Annotated in this window: 14 protein-coding genes; 7 read left to right on the plus strand and 7 right to left on the minus strand. The window is 25.9% G+C overall.

Annotated elements, in window-relative coordinates:
* Window positions 1-56: 56 nt before the first annotated feature.
* Window positions 57-491, plus strand: a complete 435-nt coding sequence (locus V2W16_RS02245) for a MarR family winged helix-turn-helix transcriptional regulator (RefSeq protein WP_329380705.1) — start codon at window positions 57-59, stop codon at window positions 489-491.
* A gap of 24 nt (window positions 492-515) precedes the next feature.
* On the opposite strand, the gene V2W16_RS02250 is transcribed toward V2W16_RS02245, so the two are convergent.
* The 5 genes from V2W16_RS02250 to V2W16_RS02270 form a co-directional block, all read right to left on the minus strand.
* Window positions 516-1,799, minus strand: a complete 1,284-nt coding sequence (locus tag V2W16_RS02250) for an McrC family protein (RefSeq protein WP_329380708.1) — start codon at window positions 1,797-1,799, stop codon at window positions 516-518.
* Window positions 1,800-1,819: 20 nt separating this feature from the next.
* Window positions 1,820-3,877, minus strand: a complete 2,058-nt coding sequence (locus V2W16_RS02255; protein WP_329380711.1) for an AAA family ATPase — start codon at window positions 3,875-3,877, stop codon at window positions 1,820-1,822.
* Between the two features lie 129 nt (window positions 3,878-4,006).
* A complete protein-coding gene (locus V2W16_RS02260; protein ID WP_329380714.1) occupies window positions 4,007-4,525 on the minus strand; it encodes a hypothetical protein in 519 nt (172 codons plus the stop codon).
* Window positions 4,526-4,666: 141 nt separating this feature from the next.
* Window positions 4,667-7,411 (minus strand): SMC family ATPase, encoded by a 2,745-nt coding sequence (locus V2W16_RS02265; RefSeq protein WP_329380718.1) that lies wholly within the window; start codon window positions 7,409-7,411, stop codon window positions 4,667-4,669.
* A complete protein-coding gene (locus tag V2W16_RS02270; protein WP_329380721.1) occupies window positions 7,411-8,547 on the minus strand; it encodes an exonuclease SbcCD subunit D in 1,137 nt (378 codons plus the stop codon). Before V2W16_RS02270 ends, V2W16_RS02265 begins: the two co-directional genes overlap by 1 nt.
* A gap of 432 nt (window positions 8,548-8,979) precedes the next feature.
* On the opposite strand from V2W16_RS02270, the gene V2W16_RS02275 reads away from it, so the two are divergent.
* From V2W16_RS02275 to V2W16_RS02300, 6 genes are read left to right on the plus strand one after another with little or no spacing between them, the layout of a single operon-like run.
* Window positions 8,980-9,291 (plus strand): helix-turn-helix domain-containing protein, encoded by a 312-nt coding sequence (locus tag V2W16_RS02275; RefSeq protein WP_329380724.1) that lies wholly within the window; start codon window positions 8,980-8,982, stop codon window positions 9,289-9,291.
* A gap of 3 nt (window positions 9,292-9,294) precedes the next feature.
* A complete protein-coding gene (locus V2W16_RS02280; protein ID WP_329380728.1) occupies window positions 9,295-9,843 on the plus strand; it encodes an ImmA/IrrE family metallo-endopeptidase in 549 nt (182 codons plus the stop codon).
* Between the two features lie 33 nt (window positions 9,844-9,876).
* Window positions 9,877-10,041 (plus strand): hypothetical protein, encoded by a 165-nt coding sequence (locus V2W16_RS02285; protein WP_329380731.1) that lies wholly within the window; start codon window positions 9,877-9,879, stop codon window positions 10,039-10,041.
* Window positions 10,042-10,058: 17 nt separating this feature from the next.
* Window positions 10,059-10,724 carry a DUF4417 domain-containing protein gene (locus V2W16_RS02290; protein ID WP_329380733.1) on the plus strand — a complete coding sequence of 222 codons (666 nt, stop codon included), beginning with the start codon at window positions 10,059-10,061 and terminating at the stop codon, window positions 10,722-10,724.
* Entirely contained in the window at window positions 10,724-11,134 is a 411-nt protein-coding gene (locus V2W16_RS02295) for a DUF6883 domain-containing protein (RefSeq protein ID WP_329380736.1), read from the plus strand. The genes V2W16_RS02290 and V2W16_RS02295 overlap by 1 nt, the downstream gene beginning before the upstream one ends.
* 3 nt (window positions 11,135-11,137) lie before the next feature.
* Window positions 11,138-11,323 (plus strand): DUF4926 domain-containing protein, encoded by a 186-nt coding sequence (locus V2W16_RS02300; protein WP_138269480.1) that lies wholly within the window; start codon window positions 11,138-11,140, stop codon window positions 11,321-11,323.
* Window positions 11,324-11,793: 470 nt separating this feature from the next.
* Here the strand turns inward: V2W16_RS02300 and V2W16_RS02305 are convergent, their stop codons facing one another.
* Window positions 11,794-12,486: a metallophosphoesterase gene (locus tag V2W16_RS02305; RefSeq protein ID WP_329380741.1), complete on the minus strand. Its 693-nt coding sequence runs from the start codon at window positions 12,484-12,486 to the stop codon at window positions 11,794-11,796.
* 71 nt (window positions 12,487-12,557) lie between these two features.
* Entirely contained in the window at window positions 12,558-12,884 is a 327-nt protein-coding gene (locus tag V2W16_RS02310) for a hypothetical protein (protein ID WP_329380744.1), read from the minus strand.
* Window positions 12,885-12,908: the final 24 nt, after the last annotated feature.

A 12,908-nucleotide genomic window follows, 5' to 3' on the forward strand; every position in this document is an offset into this window, starting at 1 on the left:
TTGCAAATATTAAATCAACCAACTATAATATTTAATATATAAAAGGAGGCTTTTTTATGTTTGATATTATGGACAACCCTTTTAAATTTATATCTATACTATATAGAAAATCACACATGTTTCTTAATAAGAACTGTGCAAAATATAATTTAACAGCACCTCAAGCTGTTATTATTTTAATTATTTGTGACTTTGAAAAAATAACTCAAGATGAAATAACAAAAAAAATAGGGCTTGATAAGAGTGTAGTTGCCAAAACTTTAAATAAAATGGAAGAAAGATGTTTTGTTGAAAGAACTACAAATATAAAAGACAAAAGAACATACGACATAAAACCAACAAATAAAGCCTTAGAAGTGTACCCTTTTGTAAAAGAACAAGTTAAAATATGTTTTGATAGAATGACAGATAAAATGACAAAAGAAGAAAAAAATGAATTTAAAAGACTTTTACTTCTTGCTGCAAATTCAACCATATCAATGGACGAATAAAAACACTCTAAATAAGAGTGTTTTTTAATTCATATTACTCATTATTTGTTTAAGAGTATCTTTAACATTATATAAATCTATAAATTCAACATTTATTCTTGCACCATCATTTGAATAAAATCGTATTTTTTTATTTTTATCTATATTTGGTGTAAGAGGATATAACAATGTTACATTCCTAGAATCATATTTTTTATTATAAGCATACATTTGATATATATCAGATTGAGATATACCATAATTATTATTTTTTTCTGATAAAAGTTTCCACTTTGTATCCATAACATAAATATAATTATTAATTTTATCTTTTAAAACAATATCAGGCTTAATTAAGAATTTCTTTTGAGGCTCTTCAAATAAATGATATCTGCCATCTTGAAAAGAAATAGAGTATTTATTATTGTCTATTACTAATTTTAATTGTTTTGCAATATATTTTTCAAATAATTTTTCCATTGGGAATAATAAAGCAAAAGATATTTTAGAACCTGAGAAAGAAGTAAAACTTTTACCAAAAAGAAAAATCTCACTCCACATTATGGCTCTTTCATAATATTTTTTATTTCTATCTATAACTAAATTATCAAAATCAACTTTTGAATATACTTTAAGTGTACTAACATTCTCAAAATTATTTAAAAGAATTTTTATATCTTTTTTGTTTTTTGATGAAGATGTAACTTTGTATAAGTATAATAATGTTTCTTTTATAATTCTGTTTTCAATACAATTTGTATTATAATCATCATAACAAATAAAAAATCTTTCTTTATGTATTAAATTATATTTAATTTGTTTTGAGAAATCTATCTTTCCCTTTAAAAATGGTTTGTTTTCTGACACTCTTTGGTAATCACTTTTTATTCCTCTTTTTACAATATAAAAAACTTCATCAATAAACATTCTTATAAATATCTCAAATATATTCATTTTTGAAATATCCATATTTGCCATTTGGAAGTTTTTATATGGAAATTCTTTAAATGATTTCAGCATATCTATAAACAGCTTTTTTGTCTTTTGCTCATTTTCTTCTTCTTTTGAATAAACTTTTGGAAGTATCTCTATAATAGTTCCTTCATTCATTGTAATCATGCCAACATAATTTTGGGCTGTAATGATTTTTCCTATTCCCCTTTGAACCGATAACTTCATAATATCAAGAGCAGAAGTTTCTTTAAAAGAATTTGAAAGTATAAAATTCTCCAATTCATCAAACGTATCATTAGGTAGAGAAATATATCCTTCAATCTGACTACCTTTTGTAAATGAACCATATTCTTTTATTTGATATATTTTTTTCATATAATATTACTTCTTTCAACTTATATCATCTTATATGCATTAATATTTTCAAATGCATCTTCATTGATTTCATATATATAAGGTATATCTATATCAATATCTACATTACTGCCAAACAACATATTATAATCACAATCTTTTTTTACAATAAATTTATCTTCATGGTTTTTATTGTTATCTCCAAGAATTAATCCAATCTTTTCGTAATCTTCATAAAAATACTCTTGTAATAACGGAATAATATTCTTTTTAAATATCATTGATAAAGTATCTAAATTAGGATTATTTATAAGTGGAATAAAGTACGAATGACCAATCATATGCTCTCTGTCATATAATGCTGCTATTCTCATATTTATTTTTTTAAGCATATCTTTAATAGAAACACCTTCTACATATACATCATTTAAAATTTCTTCATTTGGTAAAACTTCAACGAAATCAAAACGACGTCTAAGGGCTGTATCAATAAGAGCAATAGAACGGTCGGCAGTATTCATTGTTCCAAGTATGTAAATATTATCCAAAACTCCAAAAAGCTTTTTTGAGTAAGGTAATCTTAATTTTAATTCTTCTTTTGCACCTATTCTTTTACTTTCTTCTATAAGAGTAATAAGTTCCCCAAATATGCTTGAAATATTTCCTCTATTTATTTCATCAATTATAAAAACAAAGTTACTTTTTCTTTTTTTAGAATGTAATAACACACCTGAATATTTTGAAATAATATTTATTACATCTGACAATGAAATGTTTAACCTATATACAGAAGATAATGTCAATGAACAGCCATTATTTATATCAACAATATTTTCTTTTATTCCTTTTACTATCCATTTTACTTTTCTTAAACGCTTATACTTTTCATATTCATCATGCCATTCATATTCACCACTTACAATACCAATAGCATCAATTGTAGTAGAGCTATAGCAAGATAAAACAATATCTCCTACTTTCATTTTGGAAATAAACGCATTTAAAACATTTTTACCCCCAAATTCAAATTTTGTTTCATCTTCTATATTTTCTCCATAAAAATCATATCCAATTCTTATGTGACCATTTTCCATACATTCACTTCTTGTCCTGTTTTCACCTGTACCCTCTAAGGAAACTTTCCATATCTCAGGTGAATTATTTAATTCCAAATTATAATTTGAATTACTTAAAGAAGCTGTTTCTGCTTTATCACAAAAAGCCTTAAAAACACCCGGTTCAATTTTATAATTTACATCACTGTTTTCATCTTCATTATTATTAATAATCGGTTTTATCCCCTCTATAAATTCTTCATATCCATAAGATTGATGAAATGTTGTAAATTCAATTAATCCATCTGATTTATACTGATTATATCTTTTTAATACCTCTTCATATTTTTCACTTTTTATATCAGCTAATTTTTTATTTTCTATTATTGCAACTGCATATAATACTGTATTATATGTTTTCCCTGTACCAGGAGGTCCATATAAAATAGTATTTTTTCTAATATCCGTTACTTGCATATTATTTTCTTCTTTCGTTGTCCCTTTAAGTAAATTTTCATTTTCACAAAATGGTGAAATATCTGATAAATCTATTTCATTTAATGCTTCTCTTAATTCCTTCCTTATAGAGTAAACAAAACTTTCTGTATTATGTTCATTTGTTTTTTTACCTACAAAAGGAATTACATATATTCTTTCTTTACCATTCTCTATATAATTTTCTAAATTAAAGTATTTTTTTGCATTTTTACCAAGCCCTAATGTAGCTTTTACATAATAATCTACATTTCCTCCATATTTTTCTATTAATTCATTACAATAAGCCTCACCACCTAATTCCATTATTGCTTTTAACATTTTTATTGATGTTAAATTTGATGGTTTTTCAATGTTTATAATAAATTTTTTCCATTGTTCTTTTGTAATATTGGGATTATATTCTTCAATATTTTGTGTAGAATTAATTTCTTTATCTATATTATTTTTATTATTGTTATAGTAATTCCATGCAGAAGAAGACAATTCAACAAAATTTATAAATGGATATTTTCCGCTGTTTAAATTAGTAGAAATATTTTCAATCAAATATAGATAATCTTGCCCCTTTGGAATATTTTCTAATCTTCTAGTTAAATAATTTATTCTACTGTCAATTAAATTATTTTTAATTATAAAATCTCTATTTGTTGCATCTAAATTTACATATGCATTAGGTCAAATCCAGAATAATCCCATTGTAATATTCCAATTCACCCCATATTGTTTTATTACATTATTATAAGCAATAATAAAATCATTTCTTGTTTTATCATTTTTATTATCTGCATAATTAATGCCTGCTTCAAACATTTTCCAAAGTCCGTCTATATCTGTACTTTTTCTCTTTTCTTTAAAAGCAAAAAAAGATGAACTAAGATTATTTAAAATAGGAATACCATCAAAACCTAAAGGAATATTACTTTTAAGACTAAATTCTTTTGATATACCCTCTAAAATTAGTTTCCTGTTACTAGCTTTTATTCCCTTATTAAAAAGACCAAAAACTGAAAAAGGATCGATATCTATAATGTCTTTATCTTTTTCAAATGTTGGAAATTTAATATATTTATCATTTTCTCTATATATTCTTTTTAACTTATCTATAAGAACATTTCTATTATTTTTATAATTTAACAAAACTGAAGCAAATTCCATATAAAAATTTATCCATGTTAAACCGACTTTATTATCCATATCATTTCTCCTTATGATAGTTTACCATCCATTATAAAAAATTTTATCACAACAAAATATCAAACTCAATTATATATACTTACAAATAAAAACAAAAAAATAAAAACTTCCTAAAATATTACATTTTAAGAAGTTTTTTTATTATACTTCGACTAATACTTTGCTCCCGCCTGCTTTTTCTTTCTTAACTATAATCTGCTTGTCTATTTTTTCTCTAAGTTCGCTTACATGGGATATTATCCCTACAAGCCTGTTACCTTCACATAGGGCTGAAAGTGTTCTTATAGCCTGAGATAAAGATTCTTCATCAAGAGAACCAAAACCTTCATCAACAAACATTGTATCAAGTTTTATTCCTCCTGCAGAGGACTGTATTTCATCACATAATCCAAGTGCCAAACATAACGACGCCTTAAAAGATTCTCCTCCTGATAATGATTTAACATCTCTTTTTGAGCCGTTATAATGGTCTATTACATCAAGTTCCAATCCACTTTGCTTTCTTTTATTATCGGCAGAAGTTTTTCTTATTAATTCATACTGTCCCGAAGTCATACTGATTAATCTAATATTTGCCCTGTTAATTATTCTGTCAAAATATGCCATTTGTATATAGGTTTCAAGCATTATCTTTTCTTTACCTGTTAAAGTTCCATTTGCAGTACTGCTTAATGCATTTAACCATTTATATTTTTCTTCAACCTTTTCTTGTTCTTTAAGCTTTGATTGTATTTTTTCTAAATATGAAGAATTGATTTCTTTTGTTAGGTTAATATTTTTTTGCTTATTTTGTAAATTTTGTTTTTCTGTTTTTAAATATGCTTGTTTTTCTTCTTCTTTTGTTATATCTATATCTTCACTATTTTTTAGAATTTCTTTATTAGTATCTATTTTTATTTTTATCTCTTTAATACTTCTTTTACAATCTTCAAATGCTTCATTTGTTTCTTTATAATTTTCTTCAATAGATTTTTTAGTTTGTTCTAAACTTTTCTTTGTTTTTAAAGCAGCATTTTTATTTTCATATTTAAGATTACCTTTTAAATTATCTATTCTTTGAGAAATGTTTTTTAACATAGTTTCATCTGTTAGTTTTGAATTTATAATGCTTTGCATTTCATCTTTTAACTTGGCCAAATTATCTTTGTTTTTTTGTAGTGACTGATTAAGTTCTTCTTTTGTTGTTTCTTTATCTTCTATATCACTTATTTTATCTAATACTTCATTTAATAGATTTACTGTATCTTCTTTCTTTTTTTCTAATGACTTACCATTTAAAATATCATTTGAAAGTTTATTTAATCTTTCTTCAATTTCTTTTAAGGAACCTTTTACTTCTCCTGCTTTTTCACTGGCTTTTCTTTCTTTTTCTTGTGCTTTTTCAGATTCACTTTTTAGTTTTTCAAGCTCTTCTTTTGTAGGAGCATTAAACTCTTGTTTTGCAGGATTTGGATGAGAAGTTGAACCACATACAGGACAAGGCTCATTATCTATTAAGTTCTTAGCTAAAATACCTGCTTGTTCATCGAGATAAGCTCTGTTTCCTTTATCATACTTTTCCTTTAAAGCTTGTGCCTTTTCTGATTTTATTTTGTAATCATTAATCAAGTTTTCATATGCTTCTTTAGTTTTATCAAAGTTTTCTTTATAACTTATAATAGTATCAATATCTTTTTTTTCTTTCTCTAAATTTGACTTCTCCTCAATATAATTACTTTTATTTTTTATTATTTCATCTATACTTCTTATTTCTTCTTCTATATTCTTTATTTCTTCTTCCAACTTATCTTTACTTAAAGATTTTTTCTTAAATGATTTATCATTATTTTCTATTCTATTCCTTATATTTTCTTCTTCATTTATATTTTTTTCAAGCTCATCATAATCATCAAGCTTGATTTCAATTTGTGTAATTTCGTTTAGAATATCATCTCTCTTATCGTATTCTTTTTTTGCATCTTCTACTTTTAAACTTAATTTATTTTTTTCTTCTTCTTTTTCAAATAGTTCATCTTCTAAATCTTTTATGCTTTCTTTAGCATTTATAAGTGTTTTTGCTTTTGTAAGAATTTTTGTAATTTCTTCTATTTCATCATCTAACTTATTTATTTCAATTTGACATTGTTTTTCTTCTTCAATACTGTCATTTATGCTATTTTCTATTAACGGAATAACATCTATAAAAGGAGTTTCTTCATTTTTTATCTTTTCTATTATTAAATAAAGATTCTCATCCTCTTCACATTTTATTCCATCAATATACTGAATAAGAGTACTTTTCAAGCTGTTATATTTTTTATTTATTTCTAAAAAATCCTCTTTTATTTTTTCTTGAAGTAAATTATATTTTTGTGTCTTAAATAATTTTTGAAAAGTCTGTTTTCTTTCATCGGTAGAAGAATTTAATAATTTTAAGAAATCACCTTGTGCTATCATAACAATTTGAGTAAATTGATGATAATCAACACCTAAAATATCTATAACAGCATCATTTACTTCTTTTGGTTTATCTATTGTTTTACCGTTTGGCAAATAAAGTTCTACACTTGCCTTTTGAGTTGTAAATCCATCTCCTCTGCTTTTAGGTCTAACATATTCTGGATTTCTTTTTATATAATATTCTTTACCGGAGTATGTAAAATTTAGTTCAACACTTGTTGGAGTGCTTTCAAGTGCATATTTTGAACGAAACATGCTTGCATCTCTGTTTTCTCCACTGGCTCTTCCATATAATGCATATGTTATTGCATCAAAAATAGTTGTTTTACCTGCTCCTGTATCACCAGTTATTAAATATAGTCCGTTTTCCCCAAGTTTATCAAAATCAATTTCAACTTTATTTGAATATGGACCAAAAGCTGACATTATAAGTTTAGTTGGTCTCATTAATTATTCCCCCATATTTCTTCAATCGTATTTTTAATATAATTATTCTGTTCTTCATTCATGCTTTGATTATTCTGCTGTTTATAAAAATCTGAGAATAATTCAAAAGGAGAAAAACTTTCTATATGTTCAATTTCTTTAATCTTATTTGAAGATCTCGTTCTAATGTTATCATAGTCAACTTTCATTATATTATGATAAACTGCTCTAAGTTTTGTTATAACATCAGGTATATCCTCTTCATCTGTAAGAATAATATGCATATAATCTTCCCTATAAGATGTATCTTTATAAAAATCAAGTCGCATAATATCATTATATTTTCCCTTTATTTCTACCATATCCCTTAAAGGTTTAAAAGGAACTGTTTTAATGCTTATATTATTCTTTTCCTTAATATCTATAATCGTTGCACTTTTTTTATCCTTAGCTTCCGAAAATGAATATTTAAGTGGTGTTCCAGAATATCTAACTCTTTCTGATTTACAATTTTGCGGACGGTGTATATGCCCTAAAGCTGTATAATCAAACTTATCAAAATTCGATACATCTATATTATCGCTCCCACCTACTGATATTTCTTCTGAATCTGTTCTTTCTGCTCCCGTTACAAATTGATGTGTAATCATTATATTTCTTTCGTTTGTATCTATTTTAAGATTATCTATTACTGTTTTTACAGCATCATTATAAGTATTTATCACCTTATCTTCATAAACCTTACGAACATTTAACGGTTTTATAAAAGGTAACATCCATATATTTATTTTCCCGTATTCATCATTTAATTCTATTTCATTAATTTCTCCGTTATATACAGGGGAAAAAAATATTTTACTTTTACGCATAAATGAATTACCAAAGGCAATACGCTCCGGTGAATCGTGATTCCCGCTTATTATAAATACATAAAGATTTCTATTTTCAAGTTCTTCAAGAAAATCATTAAATAACTCCACCGCATCTACAGGAGGCACACTCTTATCATAAACATCTCCTGCAATTATTACACTTTCAATATTTTCATTATCTATAATTTCTAATATGTTATTTATAATATATTTTTGATCTTCAATCATTGAATAACCGTTTACTTTTTTCCCTAAATGAAGATCCGACAAATGCATAAATTTCATTTCTTACTCCCAAACAAAAATTATTTTAAACCTTAATCATTTTCATTCTATAAATTTTATAATAACATAAAAATAAGTTGTTACTAAATAAAAATATCAAGTAACAACTTAAAATTATTTTAGGTTTTTTTAGAAATATTAAGTAACACATAACCTATTATTTTATTATCAAGTAATATTTATAAATAAGGTTAATCAATATAGTTTAATATAGTTATTTTTATTATATTTAATTTGTCACCATAAATCAGATTTAAATAAATCATGTCACAATACTGACTTTAAAACAAACATTGAATTATATTATTTTTTATTAATTATATTAGTTATATTAATTATTTATATTATTTTTGCACTTGACTTTTTTGGTAAGTTGTATTATACTTTTGGTAAGAAGAACAGGTAATGTTCTTCTTATAAGGAGGATATATAATGAATAAAGAATTTGGACAAAGATTATTAACATTATTGCAAAAACAAAATATGACACAAAAACAACTTGCCGATAGAATAAATACTACAGAAGCTACACTTTCTCGTTATATTTCTGGTGCCAGAGAACCCAAAGCAGATATGCTTGCCAATATTGCAACTGCACTTCATACAACATCAGATTATTTACTTGGTATAGAACAAAATGATTTTGATTTTCCAAAAGTAGAGCGTATATTGGCTAGAAATTCTGCAAACATGTCAGAAAAACAAAAAAGAGCACTTATTTCAGCTCTATTTGGGGAGGATTAATGAATGACATTTAGATTATCAGACCAACGTTGTGAAGAAATTAAAGATATTGTCGTTAGTACATTTGAAAAACTTGATATTAGATGTATCCCAATAAGTGGCTTCGAAATAGCTACAAAGCTTGGTGCAATGATAATTCCTTATTCTTCAAAATCCATAGAAGAACAAAAACTTATGTTAAAGGAAAGTGAAGATGGATTTTCGATTAAATACAATGGCACTTGGTATATATTTTACAACGATAGAAAAGGATACGGTCGTACAAATAATACTCTCACTCACGAATGCGGTCATATTGTATTAGATCATTCACAAGAAAGTAATTTAGCTGAAGCTGAAGCAAAATTTTTTGCAAAATATGCTATCGCTCCACCCGTTTTGATTCATAAGTTAAATCTAAAAAATTCACTAGAGGTTTATAATCATTTTTATATTAGCCTTCAAGCAGCTTCATATGCTTTTTCCTATTATCAAAAATGGTTGACTTATGGCAATAAGGATTATACTAATTACGAATTAAGATTACTTCAGCTTTTTTCAAAAGCTATGTAATAAAAAATTTTAATGAAAGGATGGTGATGTTATATGATTGTAATATGCTTTCAATTAAATAATGCACCTAATAAATTGCAACAACAATTTACTAAGTGCAATTTCTTCGGATGCGAGCATCCACTATTTGAATATGAAAATTATGCCACATCTGAAGAACTTTTTCAAGAGATAACCGTTATTTTTAGATTAAAATAGATAAGGAGGCATAATTTATGTCAAAAGTAAATAGCACTCGTAATGGGTGCAAAGACGTTTTTCACGCATTTTTAGTAAAAAATGCTACTTACGATAATCCGTTAGAAATTCCATGTTTAAAATTGGAAATACAAAAACCAAATAAATTGATTTCATTTACAAAGGCTTTAAAAAGTACTGATTATGATGCATGGATACATTTCTATGAAGATGACACATCATTTGAACGACTTTGGAATAAGCCAAATACTTATCTTCCAATTCTAAAAAAATTTAAGGGTGTTATATCACCTGATTTCAGCATTTACCGTGATATGCCATTAGTCATGCAACATTGGAATATTTACAGAAGCCGAGCTATTGGTTTTTGGTTACAAGAAAATGGATTAACTGTAATCCCAAACATTCGATTTAGTGATGAACGAACTTATAAATTGTCTTGTGCAGGAATACAAAAAAACGGAGTTATTGCAGTAGGGTCTCATGGATGTATAAAGATATTGACTGATAGAGCTTATTTTCAAAATGGACTAAACTATGTAATTGATACCTTGAAACCTACCACGATTGTTGTCTATGGAACTGCACCACAAAATATTTTTGCTCCATACAAAGAAATCGGAATTGAAATATTACAATTCGATAGTGAATTTATGCAAAGTCGAAAGGTTGTGAATGCTTAATGGGAGCAGGTTTTCATGGTGGCTTTGGTGATACATATGGAGCTAAACAAAATAATGTTCCAGTCAATGACCCAAAAAATGTCAGATATAGCAAAAAGAAAACTGAGGAGTATTTACTAAATATCAATCATCCTATAGGCGGTTCTAAAGCGAAATTTATGAAAGATGTCTTAGGATATTCGCAGAGTGATTCAAAATTGTTTCACAAAAATGTTGTAGCTTCTCTAGTAGGAAAATCACCTACAAAGAGCGAAACAACTCCATTTGGAATTAAACATACTTATAACACTAAAATTATAGGTAAATCTGGTAAATCAAGTAATGCCAATGTTGTAGTTGTTATACAAAAAGACAATAGTAGAGTTACATATAAAATAGTAACAATCTACCCCGATAAGAAAGGAAGATAGATTATGAAAGAGTTAGATGTAGTAAAACTTATTAAAGAATTTAATGGTCTTCCCGTTGGAACTAAAGGTGCAATTGTTTTAGAATATGATGGCACTTATTATGAGGTTGAATTCTTCGATTCAAATGGTGATACCATTGGTGTCTTTACTACCCCATGTAATGCATTAGAACTTGTGATTTCAAACTAATATAAAACATTATAAAAACATGGCAGCAACAAATTCTATGCGCCGTGTTTTTTCATCTATTTACAAAAACAAATCGACTTCAAAGTCTAACATTATTTTTTAATTTTCACAAAAATTGTACTTTAATTAGAATTTTTCTTTTTATATTTAATGTTCGCAAGCTATATAGAGTGTAAATATTGTATGATTAATAATCTTTAGCATAACATTTCAAATCCAACATAAATATATATTGAAAGTCCTTAGTTTGCCATTATTTAATTTTCATACTTTTTAATTGAATACCTATTTTTATTATCATTTCTTACAATTTATCTATGTATTTGAATATTTAAAATATGAATTTTATTTATTCTTTTAACAAGTTCTTCTACATTTGCCTAACTTTTTTATCAAGAGTAATTTCTATATTTTACGGCTTATTATTTGATATCATGCTTATATATTGGGTTGTTTGGTATATAACTTTTTTATTTAAACTCATCTATACTTTTATACATTATTTTAATTTTATCAACTATTTTTTCACAGTGATAATGTCCTAAATACCATCTTTTATATTTTAGTTTATTTTCTATTTCATTAAGCCATTTTTCAGTAGATTTATCAACACTTTTTTGATTAATAAATGGAAGAAAATACTCTACAGGCTCATATTTTAAAGAGGATGTATGAGATAAAACATAATCAACTTCCCAATTTGCTTTATTTAGATTATTTTCCACATGTTCTTTTATTCTTTCACTTGGTTGCTCTGATTCAAACCAATTCAAACCGTTTTTTAATCTATAATCCTTATCAACACTATATGCACCGCCTATAACAATTACTTTCTTACCATCAAAATCATAGATTTCTCCATCTTTTGCAAATAATAAATTAGGGTAATCTTCTTCATAATATACAATACCATTTTTCCATATCTTCTCTTTGTAACTATTAATATTACTTGATCTTTCTTCATGGTTACCATGAATACAGAAAAATGTTATATTTGCCTGTAATAACATATTTTTTATCATATAACTTCTTTCATCTTGATAATAATTAATACCGCTATCCCCTAATATTATCATTACATCATCTATATTCGTCATATGTTCAAAAGTAAAATAAATTAAGTCTTCTAAATTTCCGTGTCTATCTCCTGTTATATAGTACATTTTTTGTTCCTTTTTATTTTTACATTCTTTTGTGTTGAAATATAAATCAATTTATTATATACAATTATCTTTTAATCACAATCAAATTTCTTTGTGTTAAATACAAATACATCCTTTCCATCATATTTTTCATAAATTTTATATATACTTTTAAATTCTGAAATAGTAATAGCATGATTTCCTAAAACACTTGTAATAGCAATGCCTGGCATACCAGGGGCATATAATCTATTATTTAAATTAATATATACCCAAGAACATCCACTATAATATCCATGCTTATCCCATTTAGAAAACCCATTATCATTAAGCCATTCAGTAAAAGTATCATTACCATCAATTGCTTTATCATAAACAAGAATTGTAGCACTTCCATCACTTATTCTATTTTCATTCATAATAAACCTCTATACTAATTATAT

Source organism: Anaerofustis butyriciformans (genome assembly GCF_036289385.1).
Taxonomy (GTDB): Bacteria; Bacillota; Clostridia; order Eubacteriales; family Anaerofustaceae; genus Anaerofustis; species Anaerofustis butyriciformans.